This window comes from Streptomyces paradoxus, assembly GCF_014202475.1.
Taxonomy (GTDB): domain Bacteria; phylum Actinomycetota; class Actinomycetes; order Streptomycetales; family Streptomycetaceae; genus Streptomyces; species Streptomyces paradoxus.
In genome coordinates, this window is the sequence record NZ_JACHGV010000002.1 from 643,102 (window position 1) to 658,615 (window position 15,514).

General features: G+C 73.2%; 13 protein-coding genes. 6 read left to right on the top strand and 7 right to left on the bottom strand.

Annotated features, from left to right (window positions below; genetic code table 11):
• The 3 genes from HNR57_RS07810 to HNR57_RS07820 all read right to left on the bottom strand — a co-directional run.
• Window positions 1-2,418, bottom strand: a 2,418-nt coding sequence (locus HNR57_RS07810; RefSeq protein WP_313673046.1) for a tetratricopeptide repeat protein, incomplete at its 3' end; no start/stop codon positions are given.
• A 35-nt stretch (window positions 2,419-2,453) separates the two neighbouring features.
• The gene (locus HNR57_RS07815) at window positions 2,454-2,882 is read right to left on the bottom strand and encodes a hypothetical protein (protein WP_184558232.1); all 429 of its coding nucleotides are present in this window, start codon (window positions 2,880-2,882) and stop codon (window positions 2,454-2,456) included.
• Between the two features lie 330 nt (window positions 2,883-3,212).
• Entirely contained in the window at window positions 3,213-4,187 is a 975-nt protein-coding gene (locus HNR57_RS07820) for an EamA family transporter (protein WP_246554322.1), read from the bottom strand.
• Window positions 4,188-4,293: 106 nt separating this feature from the next.
• On the opposite strand from HNR57_RS07820, the gene HNR57_RS07825 reads away from it, so the two are divergent.
• Complete coding sequence (locus HNR57_RS07825; RefSeq protein WP_184558234.1) at window positions 4,294-4,806, top strand: MarR family winged helix-turn-helix transcriptional regulator; 513 nt, start codon at window positions 4,294-4,296, stop codon at window positions 4,804-4,806.
• Between the two features lie 56 nt (window positions 4,807-4,862).
• On the opposite strand, the gene HNR57_RS07830 is transcribed toward HNR57_RS07825, so the two are convergent.
• From HNR57_RS07830 to HNR57_RS07840, 3 genes are all read right to left on the bottom strand, one after another.
• Window positions 4,863-5,150: a hypothetical protein gene (locus HNR57_RS07830; protein ID WP_033314207.1), complete on the bottom strand. Its 288-nt coding sequence runs from the start codon at window positions 5,148-5,150 to the stop codon at window positions 4,863-4,865.
• 84 nt (window positions 5,151-5,234) lie between these two features.
• A complete protein-coding gene (gene malQ, locus HNR57_RS07835; protein WP_184558236.1) occupies window positions 5,235-7,319 on the bottom strand; it encodes a 4-alpha-glucanotransferase in 2,085 nt (694 codons plus the stop codon).
• On the bottom strand, window positions 7,320-7,577 hold the full coding sequence (locus HNR57_RS07840) for a hypothetical protein (RefSeq protein WP_107454995.1): 258 nt from the start codon (window positions 7,575-7,577) through the stop codon (window positions 7,320-7,322).
• 230 nt (window positions 7,578-7,807) lie between these two features.
• Here HNR57_RS07840 and HNR57_RS07845 point away from each other — a divergent pair, with 230 nt between their 5' ends.
• The 4 genes from HNR57_RS07845 to HNR57_RS07860 all read left to right on the top strand — a co-directional run bounded on the left by HNR57_RS07845 (window position 7,808) and on the right by HNR57_RS07860 (window position 13,338).
• On the top strand, window positions 7,808-10,693 hold the full coding sequence (locus HNR57_RS07845; protein ID WP_376772194.1) for a beta-N-acetylglucosaminidase domain-containing protein: 2,886 nt from the start codon (window positions 7,808-7,810) through the stop codon (window positions 10,691-10,693).
• A gap of 79 nt (window positions 10,694-10,772) precedes the next feature.
• Window positions 10,773-11,306: a PadR family transcriptional regulator gene (locus tag HNR57_RS07850; RefSeq protein ID WP_184558240.1), complete on the top strand. Its 534-nt coding sequence runs from the start codon at window positions 10,773-10,775 to the stop codon at window positions 11,304-11,306.
• Entirely contained in the window at window positions 11,303-11,989 is a 687-nt protein-coding gene (locus HNR57_RS07855; protein WP_184558242.1) for an ABC transporter ATP-binding protein, read from the top strand. The genes HNR57_RS07850 and HNR57_RS07855 overlap by 4 nt, the downstream gene beginning before the upstream one ends.
• On the top strand, window positions 11,986-13,338 hold the full coding sequence (locus HNR57_RS07860) for an FtsX-like permease family protein (protein WP_184558244.1): 1,353 nt from the start codon (window positions 11,986-11,988) through the stop codon (window positions 13,336-13,338). Before HNR57_RS07855 ends, HNR57_RS07860 begins: the two co-directional genes overlap by 4 nt.
• Window positions 13,339-13,417: 79 nt before the next feature.
• Here the strand turns inward: HNR57_RS07860 and HNR57_RS07865 are convergent, their stop codons facing one another.
• Entirely contained in the window at window positions 13,418-13,954 is a 537-nt protein-coding gene (locus HNR57_RS07865; protein ID WP_033314199.1) for an HNH endonuclease, read from the bottom strand.
• 313 nt (window positions 13,955-14,267) lie between these two features.
• On the opposite strand from HNR57_RS07865, the gene HNR57_RS07870 reads away from it, so the two are divergent.
• Entirely contained in the window at window positions 14,268-15,368 is a 1,101-nt protein-coding gene (locus tag HNR57_RS07870; RefSeq protein ID WP_184558246.1) for a mechanosensitive ion channel family protein, read from the top strand.
• The last annotated feature ends 146 nt before the right edge of the window (window positions 15,369-15,514 follow it).

The window sequence follows — 15,514 nt, forward strand, 5'->3', positions numbered from 1 at the left end:
ACGCCAGTCGGCTAGGGCGCGACGCGTGCCCAGGGTGTCGCGGTGGTCCTCGCCCAACACCCGCACCTGATCGGCCAGCAGCCGTTCGAGATCGGCAATCGCACCGGCCGCACCGCCCGCCTCCCCCCGCCAGTCGGCTAGGGCGCGACGCGTGCCCAGGGTGTCGCGGTGGTCCTCGCCCAACACCCGCACCTGATCGGCCAGCAGCCGTTCGTACGCGGCGACGACGTCCCCTGCCTGAGCATCGGCCTGTCCCTGCCAGGAGGCGATGGTGTGGCGTGTGGCGAGGGTGTCGCGGTGGTCTGCGCCCAGCACACGCACCTGGTCGGCCAGCAGCCGTTCGAGATCGGCGACCGCACCGGCCACATCATCGGCCTGACCTCGCCAGCCGGCGAGGTTGGCACGGGTGATGAAATTTCCCGGGTGGTCCACGCCCAGAATCCGCACCTCGTCGGCAAGGAGGTGTTCGAGATCGGTGACGGCTGCTGCTCGATCGCCCGCTTCCCACATTGAATAGGCGAGATTGTGGCGGGTGACTAGCGTTTCCGGGTGGTCTCTTCCCAGGACCCGAATCCGGTCGGCCAGGAGCTGTTCGTAGGCAACGACGACATCCCGCGCCGGATCACCTGCCTGCTCCCGCCAGTACAAGAGGCTGTGCCGAGTGGTAAGCGTTTCGGAGTGGTCCCCTCCCAGAACCCGTGTCCGGTCGGCCAGGACCAGTTCGAGCCCGGCGATGGCGTCAGCCGGATCGCCTGCTTCTCCCTGCCAGGACGCGAGGGCGTGGCGGGTGGTGAGCGTGTCTGGGTGATCTCTTCCCAGGACCCGTGTCCGCTCGGCCAGGACCAGTTCGAGCCCGGCGACGGCGTCAGCCGGATCGCCTGCCTCTCCCCGCCAGGAGGCGAGCTCATGGCGGACGGTGAGGGTGTCGGGATGCTCAGGTCCGAGCTGCCGGTGACTGGTGTTCTCCATGCGCTGGAAGTGGGTGGCGGCCGCGCCGCTCTGGCCGCTTTCGCCGAGACTTTTACCGAGACGGAACAGCAACTGGTGGGCACCGGATCGGTACAGGGCCTGCTCTGCGCGGCGGGCAAGGGTCGTGGCGTTTGCCCGAAGGGCCTGGGCGAGTGCGGCGTCGCGTTCGATGTCGGGCCACGCGGCGACGAGGGCGGAGGCGGCCGTGGATGCGACATCTTCCCGCTCCTGTGCGCACAGTGTGTCGCGAGTCGCGCGCTGGGTGAGTTGATGGACGCGTACCGCGTGGTGGGAATTGCCGGGTTCATGGTCGACGAGACTCAGGCGGTGCAAGGCGCGCAGCGCGTCGACTGCGTCCTCGACCGTTACCTGACCGGCTCCGACCGGGCGCTGGTCCTGCATCGCCGTGCGGGTGCGGTGTTCGGCGAGGTGCGTGAGGGCGGGCTCACCAGCCAGCACCGAGGTCGGAATGCCGTTGGGGTCGAGCAAGGCCGCTAAGTGCAGCATGGGGCGGGCCAGTCCCACTGGCCGGAGCTTGTCGGCACGGTCGATGGACAGGGCCCAGGCTGCAGCCACGCTCGTGGCCTGATCGTCCGGCAGACCGGACGGTTCGGGTAGCACCTCGATCAGCGTCCGGGCCCGGTCGGTCAGCCGCTGCCGGTAAGTGGCGCAGTCCAGGCCAGCGTCCAGAATGTAGGCGGCGGCCTGGGACAGGGCCAGCGGCAGATGGCCGAGGTCACCGGCGAGAGCGGTGAGCTGGTCTGCCGGTTCCTGCCGACTGTGAGCCGCCAGAGCCGCAGTCAAGTAGGCAACGGACTCCGTAACGGTGAACAGGCCGACGTTGATCAGGTGACGGCCGGATCCGGACAGGGACGCGTCTCTGCGACGGGTGGTCACCAGGGTTCGGCCGTGCGGGCTCGTGGGCGGCCACAGACCACGCAGATCGACCGGATCGGCAAGATCATCCAACACGACCAGCCAGCGACACGGCTGCTGCCGGCCCGGTTTGGGCTCCAGCCAGGCCAGGAACGCCTCTACGGCCTGTTCGGGTTCGGCCGGATTCGCGCCGAGCACCTCCACAGCGGCCCGGGCGTAGACATCGGTGATCGCCTCGCGTGACGCCGCGGTGGCCCACACGAGCAGATCCACGTGCCCGTCCCGTAACAGTGCCCGTGCATAGTGGGCCGCCAACTGGGTCTTACCGACCCCACCCGTACCGGCCAACACCTGGCACAGCACCGCCGTTCCCCCGCCGGCCATTGCTTGCTCCAGCGCTCCGACCGCCGGGCGGCTCTGGAACCAGTCGGCCTGCCGCGGCAGCACCCCCACCTGATGGGGCCACGAAACGGGGACTCGAGGTGAGCCATAGAACGTGTTGAAGTTGTTGTTCATGATTCCGCCGGGCCCGGCCTGCAGCGCGGCATGGTGACGAAACGTGTTCTCGGACACCCTGACCGCGCCCGGTGTATGCGGCACGGGACCAGTCATGCAGACGACCCCCAATTGTTGGTCTGCTCGTTGTGGTCACCGATCTGGGACACGGCCGGCCCGTAGTAGATGTTGTTGGACACCGTCGTTCCACCGCGTTCTGCCCGCTCATCCACCAGGGCCTGCAATTCCGCCGCGGCCCGCTCCCGCTCCACCCCGTCCAGACTCAGCAGCAGCGTCTCGAAGCGGCTCCGCCACAGGGTCTGCTGGCCGCTCCGCGTCAGCTCAGCCTCCTCGCCACCGACCGCTTCTAAGGCGGCCGCGGTCTGATCGAGCTCGAGCTCGACTCGCTCTTGCTGAGTGTCCCCATGGCCGAACAACCGTGCCACCCGCTGTCGACATCCGCCCCAGACATCGGTGCCCGCAGCCTGTACCACGGCCGTGCCACCTGCCGCCGCAAGAGCCGTCAACGCCTCTGTCAGCATCCAGTCGCCTCCCCCTCGAAGTCCCCACTGTTGCGCGTGACTCTGTGAACGTAGCGCCTTACCGACGGTTAGGAACCGTCTTCGACGGACCAGCCCGGCGCACTCCGGCGACTTCACCGCGGGGCGCGCTCCAAATACTCCAAAAGAGGTGCGAGCTGCGAGCACGTGTGTGCTGATGTCGTGGTATGTGGGGGAAGCCAATGGGGCCGGAAGCCGCCCGCATGCCTGTCGCGACCGGTCGGCACCGCCCCCTGGTCACCGGATGCTGCCCCCGGAACGGTCACCCGGCCCGGTCGCGGCCTCACGCAGGGCCCCGGCACTCTGCCCGCCTCATGCCTCCTCAGGCCCCTTCCTCACCGCCGCTGAGACCTGCCTCGTGGGCGGGACCGCCACGAGCCCCCCTACGTCGCCTCCCTCGAGCAGCATTGCCGCCATCCGCGGTGGCTTTGACACAGAAGCAAACTGCCCCGCCACCGTCGCCCCGAACGCCAGCCCCATGCCGACCAGTTGCACCGCCGTCAGCGCTTGTCCGAGCGCCACCCAGCCGACGACTGCCGCGGTCAGCGGGGAGAGCGGGCCGAGGAAGGTGACCTGGGTGGCGGTCATGCGGCCGATGCCGCGGAACCACAGCCAGTACGCGAGGGCAGTGTTCGCGACGGCGAGGTAGAGGTAGCCGCCGACCGCCGGGCCGTCCAGCGCCGGTGGCGCCCCTTCCACCAGGAAGGCGAGCGGCGCGATGAGCAGGCCTCCCGCGGTCAGCTGCCAGCCGGTCAGCGCCAGCGGCCCGACGCCCTCGGGGCGGCCCCAGCGCTGGGTGAGCACGGTGCCGGTCGACATCGACGCCGTGGACGCGACGGCCGCCAGCAGACCGAGCGTGTCCAGCGACCCGGCCGCCTTCAGCACGACGAGGCTGACGCCGAACGCGGCCACGGCCCCGGTCACCAGCGTGCGCGCCGACGGCCGCTGCCCGAGCAGCAGTACCGAGAGGCCGGCCACGAACAGCGGCCCGGCCGAGCCGACGACCGCCGCCAGGCCGCCGGGCAGCCGGTACGCGGAGAGGAACAGCAGCGGGAAGAAGGCGCCGATGTTCAGCGCGCCGAGCACCGCCGCCTTCCACCACCAGGCGCCGCGCGGCAGCACCCGGGCGAGGGCGAGCAGCAGCAACCCGGCGGGCAGGGCGCGCATCAGGGCGGTGAAGAGAGGGCGGTCGGGCGGGAGGAACTCGGTGGTGACCGCATAGGTCGTGCCCCAGGAGACGGGCGCGAGGGCGGTGAGGGTGATGAGGGCCGGTCGGGACATGGCCATGGGAAGCACCCTTCGAAGTAGGTCAGCAGAAAGTAGCTTACCGCTAAGCAACTTTCAGTCAAGCTACTTTCTTGCGGGTCACCGAGAGGCGGCCGATACTCGTGCCATGAGCGAACGCCCGGAGCAGCGCAAGGACCCCGTCGACGCGATCATCGACCAGTGGGCGACGGTCCGGCCCGACCTCGACACCGCCGCCATGGAGGTCTTCGGCCGGATCAACCGGCTCTCGCACGCGATCGGCGAGCGGGTGGGGCGGACGTACGCGAAGTTCGGCATCTCACGCGGGGAGTTCGACGTCCTGGCGACCCTGCGCCGCTCCGGCGAGCCCTACACGCTCTCGCCCCGGCAGCTCTCCGCGACGCTGATGCTCACCACCGGCGGCATGACGGGACGCCTGGACAAGCTGGAGCGGGCGGGGCTGCTGCGCCGCTCCCCCGACCCGCACGACCGGCGCGGACTGCAGGTCACACTCACCGGCGAGGGCCTCGCACTGGTCGACGAGGCGGTCGGGGCGGGGCTGGCGGTGCAGACGGAGGCCCTGTCCGCCCTGGGCGCGGAGCGGGCCGGGCAGCTGGCCGGTCTGCTGCGGGACCTGCTGGCCGGGACGGACAGGTCCTGACACGACGAGGGCGCCGTCGCGGATGTCGCGACGGCGCCCCCGAAGAGGAACGCGGATCAGGCCTTGACTTCGCTCTTCGCCTCGGCCTTGGTGGCGATGTTGGAGCTGGTCGGGTCCTTCTTCTTGTGCGACTTGTCGCCGATCACCACCAGCGCGTGGATGACCAGGTACAGCGCGATCGGGGCCACGACGAAGAGGCCCAGCGTCTCGATGACGCTCAGGCCCGGGCCGGGGTCGTCACCGTCGTCGCGGGTGAGCGCGCTCGCAGGGGACGACATGAGCAGCATCATCAGCGTCGTACCGGCTGCCAGGGCGCCGGCGCGCAGGGCGTTCTTCTTGTCCACGGTGTCAAAATATCCAACGCCGGCCGGGCCCGCGCGCCCGGGGTGCCGTAAGAGGCCCTCGCCTCATGGCCCCCGCCCCTGACCTCATGCCCCGCCGTCCCTGAGCACCCCCATCAGCGCGTGCAGCCGCGGCGAGGCCGCGAGGTCCTCCAGCGTCACCGGCCGTCCCTGCGCGTCCGCGATCGGCAGGCGCCAGTTCGGGTACTGGTCCCAGGTTCCCGGGAGGTTCTGCGGGCGGCGGTCCCCGACGCCGTCCGGGAGCCAGACGCCGATCATGCGGGCCGGGGTGCGCAGCAGGAAACGGTGGACGGCCTGGATCTCGGCCTCCTCCGACGACGTGTCGCTGCCGCCGCCCGTGCCGTGCAGCAGACCGAGCCGGGAGAGCAGCGACAGCCACTCCCCCGCGTCGGCGGCGGCCTCGGCGCGCTCCTCCTCCAGGGGCCGGGTCAGCAGACCCAGGCTGTCGCGGAGCTCGACGTGCTCGCCGGTGAGGCGGGCGGCCGTGGAGGGCAGGTCGTGGGTGGTGGCGGTGGCCAGGCAGTCGGCGCGCCAGGCGTCGGGGGGCAGGGGGCGGCCGTCGCCGTCCCAGTCGCGCTCGAACCACAGCACCGACGTGCCGAGCACCCCGCGCTCGCGCAGGGCCTCGCGCACCCCGGGCTCGACGGTGCCGAGGTCCTCGCCGATCACCAGGGCCCCGGCCCGGGAGGCCTCCAGGACGAGGACGGCGAGCATGGCCTCGGCGTCGTAGCGGACGTAGGTGCCCTCGGTGGGGGGATGTCCCTGCGGGACCCACCAGAGGCGGAACAGGCCCATGACGTGGTCGATGCGCAGCGCACCGGCGTAGCGGAACAGGGCGCGCAGCAGCTCGCGGAACGGGGCGTAACCGGACTCGGCCAGCCGGTCGGGACGCCAGGGCGGCAGGCCCCAGTCCTGGCCGCGGGCGTTGAAGGCGTCCGGTGGGGCGCCCACCGACATACCGGCGGCGAAGTACTCCTGCTGCGCCCAGGCGTCGGCCCCGCCGGGGTGGACGCCGACCGCGAGGTCGTGCACGATCCCGACCGGCATCCCGGCCTCGCGCCCGGCCCGCTGCGCGGCGGTCAGCTGGGTGTCGGTGAGCCAGGCGAGCCGGGACCAGAAGTCGACCCGGTCCATGAGGCCGTTGCGGGCCTGGGCGGTCTCGGCCGAGCGCGGGTCGCGCAGGCCGGTCGGCCAGCGGTGCCAGTCGGAGCCGTGCACCTCGGCGAGGGCGCACCAGGTGGCGTGGTCCTCCAGGGCCTGGCCCTGCCCGGCGAGGAAGTCGCAGTAGGCGGCGCGCCGGCCGGGGCCGAGGGGGACCTCGGCGAGCAGCTCCAGCGCCTCCCGCTTGAGCTCCCACACGGCGTCCCGGTCGATCAACGCGCCCTGGTGCAGCACCGCTTCGCGCAGCCGGCCGGACCTCTCCAGCAGCGCGCGCAGACGCCCGGGGTCCTCGGCGTACGCGGCTTCCGGGACGTCCTCGACGCGCAGGTGCACGGGGTCGGGGAAGCGGCGCGAGGAGGGGCGGTAGGGAGAGGGGTCGGTGGGAGCTCCGGGCACGGCCGCGTGCAGCGGGTTGACCTGGACGAATCCGGCGCCGAGGGACCGTCCGGCCCAGCCGGCCAGCTCGGCGAGGTCACCGAGGTCGCCCATGCCCCAGGAGCGGCGGGACAGCAGCGAGTAGAGCTGGACGAGGAGTCCGTAGGAGCGTCCGGCGGGAGCGGGCAGGCGGGGCGGGGCGACGATCAGGTGGGCGGTGGCGGTGCGGCCGTCGGGGGTGGTGGCGGTCAGCCGGTGGACGCCGGGCGGGAGGCCGTCCGCCGAGGCGCGGCTCTCGCCCTGCTCGGTGTCGATCCGCAGGCGGGTGCCCCCGGGGAGCGCGGCCAGGGCGGCCGGGGGGCTGCCGCTCCAGCCGACCACGGTCGGCGGCAGCAGCCGTTCGCCGAGTTCCCCCTCGCGGGCCGCGAGCGCGGCGCGGACGGCGCCGGGCGTGCTCGCGTCCACGCCGAGGGCGGCCAGGGTCAGGGTGACCGCGGTGGCCGAGGCCGCGACCGAGCGGTCCGGGGACGGGCTGTAGGAAGTGGCGACGCCGTGCAGTGCGGCGAGGCGGGACAGGTCCTCGGAGGGCGGGTCGGCCGGCCGGGGTGCGGTCATCTACATCCTCGTGAAGTCCGGGACGAAGGCCGGGGGCTCGCTGGTCAGGGGAGCGGCTTCGGCGAGCGGCGGCTCACTGGTGAGGGGCTCGGCGTCGGGCAGCGGGGGCTCGCTGGTCAGCGGCAGTTCGGTGTGGGTGCTCTCGGAGCTGAAGACGCAGTAGCGGGGGTCGGCATGGTGCGGGTCGTCGAGGTCGGCGGACTGGTCCGCCACGGGTTTGGACGGGGCCGGGAGCGGAAGGAAAGTCATCGCAGCCACGGGGGCCTCCTTGTCGGGTACGGCTTTCAACGGGTCATCGCAGCCCTACCCAGTCGGCGCGAAGGCAGACGCCCCAGGCCGAACATCGTGCTCCTGCTCACATTCCACTCCCCTCCACATACTCCAGATTCCGGCATTTCACCCACAACGGCCACCCTCGTTGACACGTTCACCGCACGGGTGGTGGGCTCGTTCTGCCGGTCGAACGCATCTGGAGGGGGCCTGTGGGAGTGCGGCGTGGAAAGCGGACCGCGGCCCTCGCGGTCGCCGTCGTCGCCGGGAGCCTGGTCGCCCCGCCCGCCGCGACGGCGGCTCCGCCCGGCCCCGGTGTGACCGCGACGACGGCCCCCGACACCACCGGAGGGGGCCTCTCCGTCTGGCCGCGCCCGCAGTCGCTGCGCGCGAACGGCGCCCCGGTGGCGGTGCCGGACGAGGTCGCCCTGATCACCGGGCCGGATGCGGACCCCCATGCCGTCGCAGCCCTGCGGGAGCTGCTGCGCCGGGCCGGGGCGCGCCGGATCACGGACACGCCCGGGCCGGGCGCCCTGATCGTGCGTACGCGGACCGAGCCGGTGCGCCCGGGCGACCGGCACGCCCTCCCCGCCGGGGGATACGAGCTGTCCGTGGGCGCGGGCGGCGTCTCCCTCACCGGCACCGGCGAGGACGGCCTCTTCCACGCCGTGCAGACGCTGCGGCAGCTGCTGCGGCCCTGGGAGTCCCCCCTGTTCGAGCGCAGCCGAGAACTTGGGGGACGCACGATCGCGGCGGCGGTGGTCCGCGACTGGCCCGGCACCGCCGTCCGCGGCATCACCGAGGGCTTCTACGGCACCGCCTGGACGCACCGGCAGCGGCTGGCGCAGCTGGACTTCATGGGGCGCACCAAGCAGAACCGCTACCTGTACGCCCCCGGGGACGACCTCTACCGGCAGGCCCGCTGGCGTGAGCCCTACCCGGCGCGGCAGCGGGCCGCGTTCCGGGAGCTGGCCGAGCGGGCGCGCCGCAACCACGTCTCGCTCGGCTGGGCGGTGGCCCCGGGCCAGGCGATGTGCTTCGCGTCGGACGACGACGTGCGGGCGCTGACGCGCAAGCTGGACGCGATGTGGGCGCTGGGCTTCCGGGCGTTCCAGCTCCAGTTCCAGGACGTCAGCTACAGCGAGTGGCACTGCGGGGCGGACGCCGACCGGTTCGGCTCCGGCCCCGAGGCGGCGGCGCGGGCACAGGCCCGGGTGGCCGACGCGGTGGCCCGGCACCTGGCGGACCGGCACCCCGGCGCCGCGCGCCTGTCCCTGATGCCGACCGAGTACTACGAGGACGGCACGACCGACTACCGGCGGGCGCTGGCGAACGAGCTGGCCGAGGGCGTCGAGGTGGCGTGGACGGGGGTCGGGGTGGTGCCGCGCACCATCACGGGCGGCGAACTGGCCGACGCGCGCGAGGCGTTCGGGCACCCGCTGGTCACGATGGACAACTACCCGGTCAACGACTACGCCCCCGGCCGCATCTTCCTCGGCCCCTACCAGGGCCGTGAGCCGGCCGTCGCGACCGGTTCGGCCGCCCTGCTCGCCAACGCGATGCAGCAGCCGGAGGCGTCCCGCATCCCGCTGTTCACCGCCGCCGACTACGCCTGGAACCCGCGCGCGTACCGCCCCGCGGAGTCCTGGCGCGCCGCGATCGCCGACCTGGCGGGCGGGGACCGGAGCCGTGAGCAGGCCCTGGCCGCGCTCGCCGGCAACGACGCGTCGTCGGTCCTGGACGACGAGGAGTCGGCGTATCTGCGGCCGCTGACCGAGGCGTACTGGCGGTCCGGCACGGCGGGCGGCGCGGGCACCGGCGGCGACGCCGAGCGCCGGCTGCGCGAGGCCTTCACCGTGCTGCGCGAGCTGCCCCGGCGGCTGTCCGGCACCGGCCTCGGCCCCGAGGTGGGCCCCTGGTCCGAGCAGCTGGCGGACTACGGCGAGGCGGGCACGGCCGCGCTCGGCATGCTGGAAGCGCAGCGCGCCGGGGACGCGGCGGCGGCCTGGACGGCGTATCGCAGGCTCGGCGCGCTGCGGGCCCGGCTGGAGTCGGCGCCGGTCGAGGTCGGCAAGGACGTCCTGGACCCCTTCCTGCAGCGGGCGCAGAAGTCGTACGCGGCCTGGTCGGGCATCCACCACGAGCCGCCCCGCAACCCCGGCGACGGCCGCACCCTGCGCTTCCCGCGGCCCCGGGCGCTGACCGCCGTGACGGCCCTGACCGAGCCGGGCACCGAGGGCACGGTCGAGGCGCACGTGCCGGGGCGGGGCTGGCGGGAGGCGGGCCGGCTGGACGGGTCCGGGGCGACCGAGGTGCGGCTCGGGGCACGGGCCGACGCCCTGCGGGTCACCGGTCCCGACCCGTCCCGGGTCCACCACCTCATCCCCTGGTTCACCGACGCCCCCGCCGTCTCCCTCGGCCTGCCCCGTGACCGGGCGGACGTCGAGACCGGCCGGACCGAGCGGCTGACCGCCCGGCTCGGGTCGCTGCGCCCCGCCGACGCCCGCGGCCGGCTCACCGCCGAGGCGCCCGAGGGCGTCCGGGTCCGGGTGCCGGAGGGCGAGCTGACCGTACGGCGCGGCACGACGGTGGAGGTCCCGGTCGAGGTGACCGTGGAACGCGGCACCCCGACGCGGTCCTTCGACGTCCGGCTCGGGTTCGCGGGAGCGGACCGCACCCTCACCGTCCGGGCCGTCGCGCCCACCGGCGGCCCCGACCTGGCCCGCACCGGCACCGCCCGTTCCTCGGGTGACGAGACGCCCGACTTCCCCGCGCGGGCGGCGAACGACGGCGATCCGCGGACCCGCTGGTCGTCCCCGGTCGACGACGGCGCCTGGTGGCAGGTCGAGCTGGCCCACCCGGCGCGCCTCGGCCGGGTTGCGCTGCACTGGCAGGACGCCCACCCCTCGGCCTACCGCGTCCAGGTCTCCCCGGATGGCCGCCGCTGGCGCACCGCGGCCACGGTCCGGGACGGCCGGGGCGGCCTGGAGGACGTCCGCATGGACGAGAAGGACGTGCGCTTCGTGCGCGTGCAGGGCGACAAGCGGGCGACGCCGTACGGGTATTCGCTGTGGTCGGCGGAGGCGTACGCCGTCTCGGACTGAGCCCCCCTCAGGCAAGGTGGCGAACTTCTTCCCGGGCAACTATTCACTCAGTACATGTACTCAGTACATAATGATCGGCATGAGCACCCGCCACATCCTGCTGGGCCTGCTCGCGACGGGTCCGAGCCATGGCTACGACCTCAAGCGGCGCCACGACGAACGCTTCCCGCAGGCCCGTCCGCTGGCCTACGGGCAGGTCTACACGACCCTGCAGCGCCTCGTGCGGGACGGCCTCGCGCAGGTCGACGGCACCGACTCGGACGGCGGCCCGGAGCGCACGATGTACCGGGCGACGGACGAGGGGACGCACGAACTGGCCCGGTGGGCCGGGGAGATCGCGCCGCCCGCACCCTTCGTGGCGAACGAGATCTTCGCCAAGGTCGTGGTCGCGATCCTCGCGGGCGGCGACCCGGCCGGCTACCTGAGCGCCCAGCGCGCCGCGCACATGGAGCGGATGCGGGAGCTCACGGCCGTCAAGGCCGCCCAGGGCGCGGACCTCGCGACCGTGCTCTCGGCGGACTACGCCCTCAACCACCTCGACGCCGACCTCCGCTGGATGAACACCACGGCGGCCCGGCTCACCACCCTGACCGCGGAGGTCGACGCAGCATGAGCAGACCCGTGCCCCTCCTCACGGCCGGTGGCCTCGTCAAGGCCCACGGCCGGACACAAGCCCTGCGCGGCGCGTCGGTCGAGCTGCACGCCGGCGAGATCCTCGCGGTGACCGGCGCGAGCGGCAGCGGGAAGTCCACGCTGCTGAACTGCCTGTCCGGCATCGTCCGCCCGGACGCGGGCTCGGTGACGTATGACGGACGGCGGCTTGAGGACCTGCCCGAGAAGCGGCTGAGCGAGCTGCGGCGCACCGAGTTCGGCGTGGTGTTCCAGTTCGGGCAGCTCATCCCCGAGCTGACGGTCCTGGACAACGTCGCCCTGCCCCTGCTGCTGGCCGGCACCGACCGGGCCGCCGCCCGGGTCCGGGCCGGGGAGTGGCTGGAGCGGTTCGGGGTGCGGGGCCAGGAGGACCTGCGGCCGGGTGAGCTGAGCGGCGGCCAGGCGCAACGGGCGGCTCTGGCCCGGGCCCTGGTCACCCGCCCGAGGGTGGTCTTCGCGGACGAGCCGACGGGTGCGCTGGACTCCCTCGCGAGCGAGCAGGTCATGACGGCCCTCGTGCACACCGCCCGCGAGTCGGGCACGGCCGTCCTGCTGATCACGCACGACGCCCAGGTGGCGGCGTACGCGGACCGCGAGGTCCAGCTGCGGGACGGCGCCGTGGCGGCACTGGGGGTGACGGCGTGACGTCACTGCGGGCCGATCTGCGCCTCGCCTGGGAACTGACCCGGGGCTCCGATCGCGGGGAGTGGTGGCGGGTGACCCTCACGGCGACGGGGGCGGCACTGGCGACCGGGTTCGCGCTGGCCGCCGTCGCCCTGGCGTCACTGCGCGGCCGTTACGACGTGCCCGTCGCCGCGGGTCTGCTGGACGAGCCCGGCACGCGATCCGGCGTGATCGTCGGCCTGCTGCTCCTGCTCGTGCCGGTGCTCGGGTTCCTCGGCCAGTGCGCCCGGATCGGCGCGGTGCACCGCGACCGGCGGCTGGCCGGACTGCGGCTGGCCGGGGCGACGCCCTGGCAGGTGCGGCGGATCGCGGCGCTGGAGACCGGGCTGGCCTGTCTGCTGGGCTCGGCGGTCGCCACCGTCTTCTCGGTGCTGCTCCTGCTGCGGCAGTGGGACCGGCCGACCGTCCTGGCCTGGGTGGGGGTCGCCCTGGTGGCCGTCGCCGTACCGGCGCTGGGCGCGGTCGCGGGCGCTCTCGCGCTGCGCCGGGTCGTGGCCTCCCCGCTGGGGTGGGTGCGCCGGGTGGGGCAGCGTCACGGTCGAGGCCCGGGACTGCTGTTCCTGGCGGGGATCCTGCTCGTCGCCGTGATGGCGTTGCTGGCCGTGGCCACCACGTCCACGCCTGCCGCCAACCGGCCGAACGGCGGCGCACAGCTGCAGACGATGGGGGTGATCCTCGCGGTCGGCGCGGGTGCGGTGTGGCTCTCCGGGGCCACCGCGAAGGCCACCGGGCGGATCCTCGCCGTCCGGGCCCGGTCGGCGGCGACGCTGATCGCGGCGGAACGGCTGCGCGACGATCCCTGGTCGGTCGCCCGCACCCACGCGGCGGTGCTGCTGGTGACGGTCGTCGGGACGGGCTTCCTGGGCATCCGGCAGGTCATGGGCGAGGTGGTCCGCACCCGCCGGTTCTCCGCACCCCCGTCCTACTACCTCACCGGCCTCGACCTCACCGGCGCCGCCATCGGCATCGCCTTCGCGATCACCCTGTCCGGCCTCGCCGTCGGCACCGCCGAGTCCCTGGCCACCCGCCGCAGGAGTCTCGCCGCACAGGCCGCCGCCGGAGTGCCGCAGCGGGTGCTCGACCGGTCCCTGCTGCTGGAGACGGCCCTGCCACTGGCCCCGGCGGTGCTGCTCGCGGGTCTGGGCGGGACGGCCATCGGCACCTGGTACGCCCTGGCCGGCAACCGGCCGGTCCCCTGGGAGATCACCCTGGTGCCCGTCGCCGTCTACGCCGCCTGCCTGCTGGCCGCGGCCACAGCACTGCCCCTGCTGCGCCGATCGGTGCGCCCGGGGGAACTGCGATACGCGTAGGCGTCCATGACGGTCCGGCCCGGGGGAACGGGGGTCCCCCGGGCCGGTCGCGCGCGGCATACGAAGGCCCGGATCGTCGTCAGGCGGAAATGCCGTCGATCCGGGCCATGGCGTCCTCCGCGCCGTACGGCTGCAAGTACGGCAGCCAGCGCGGATCCCTGTGGCCGGTCCCGATGATGCGCCAGGCCAGGCCGGACGGCGGGGCGGGTTTGTGGCGCAGCCGCCAGCCGATCTCGAAGAGGTGCCGGTCGGCCTTCACGTGGTTGCAGCGGCGGCAGGACGCCACCACGTTGTCCCAGACGTGCTTGCCCCCGCGGCTGCGCGGGATGACGTGGTCGACGCTGGTTGCGACGCCACCGCAGTACATGCACCGGCCCCCGTCGCGGGCGAAGAGCGCCCGGCGGGTCAGAGGAACGGGCCCCCGATAGGGAACCCGGACGAATCGCTTGAGCCGGACCACGCTGGGTGCGGGGACTGTGACGGTCGCGCTGTGCAGATAGGCGCCGGACTCCTCGAGGCAGACAGCCTTGTTCTCGAGGACGAGGACGAGCGCGCGGCGGAGCGGTACGACACCTAGCGGCTCGTACGACGCGTTGAGGACCAGGACATGCGGCACGGATGCCTCCTTGGACGCCGGCGGCGCGTGGCTCGCGCCGGGACGATTCGTAGCCAGTCTCCCCTCATGCCTGGTGGAAGCGCCACCATGTCCCCGTAACGGGCTGGGAGTGTTTTCGACCACATCTGATTCATCCCCCGGACCATGGCCTGTTCAAGCCCAGGTGAGCACGGTCTCTCCTTCACACATCCTGCCGAAGCACACACAATGCCCCGTTAGTGTGGTGGTTCTGCCCCTTCGGTGACCCAGTCGTGACCTTGACCCCCGTGAACCACCGCACCGGGGCAGACCGCTGCACCTGGAGGTACCTGCCGTGTCCCTGTCCGCCGTCCTGCTCGCCGCCGGTCCGTCGCCGTCGCCGACCCCCTCGGACTCGGAGACTCCGAGAGTGCCCTCGCTCCAGGACGCCCAGGAGAGCGCGACGAACGCCGCCGGCTGGGTCGAGCAGAACTGGTCGACGTGGCTCGCCATCGGCCTCAGGGTCCTGCTCATCGTGGTGATAGCCGCGGTGCTGAGGGTTTTCGTGCGCCGGGCGATCACCAAGCTGATCGACCGCATGAACCGGACCGTGCAGTCCGTGGACGGCGGCGCGCTCGGCGGGCTGCTGGTCAACGTCGAACGCCGCCGGCAGCGCTCGCAGGCCATCGCCTCGGTGCTGCGCTCGGTGGCGTCGTTCCTGATCATCGGCACCGCGGCGCTGATGATCCTGGGCACCTTCCAGATCAACCTCGCCCCGCTGCTGGCCTCGGCCGGTGTCGCCGGCGTGGCGATCGGCTTCGGCGCCCGCAACCTCGTCACGGACTTCCTGTCCGGCGTCTTCATGATCCTGGAGGACCAGTACGGCGTCGGCGACACGATCGACGCGGGCGTCGCCTCCGGCGAGGTGATCGAAGTGGGCCTGCGCGTGACCAAGCTGCGCGGCGACGGCGGCGAGATCTGGTACGTCCGCAACGGCGAGGTCAAGCGCATCGGCAACCTCTCCCAGGGCTGGGCCACCGCCAACGTCGACGTCACCGTGCACGCGGGCGAGGACCTGGACCGGGTGAAGGCCACCCTGGACGAGGTCGCCGAGAAGATGGGCGCCGAGGAGCCCTGGAACGAGCTGCTGTGGGGCCCGATCGAGGTCCTCGGCCTGGACAGTGTGCTGCTGGACTCCATGGTCGTGCGCGTCACGGCCAAGACGATGCCCGGCAAGTCCCTGACCGTGGAGCGCGAGCTGCGCTGGCGCATCAAGCGGGCCTTCGACGCGGCGGGCATCCGGATCGTCGGCGGCGCCACGGCCCCGGTGGAGGAGCAGCCCGTCGACCCGACGGCGGGGATGGCCGCCCCGTCGGTGTACGCGAACGCGACGTCCCCGCAGTCGGCGGCGGCGTCCCCGCTCGCACCGCCCGCGCCGACGAGCACCACGAAGTAGCGGCAACGCCTCACGGAACAGGGCGGCATCCGGTTCTCCGGGTGCCGCCCTGTCGCATGTCCGGACGCCGCCCTCCCGCATGTCCGGATGACGACAGGGCGTCCCCTATTGACGGCCATGCGGCACCGGGCCTACCTTCCTCCCAC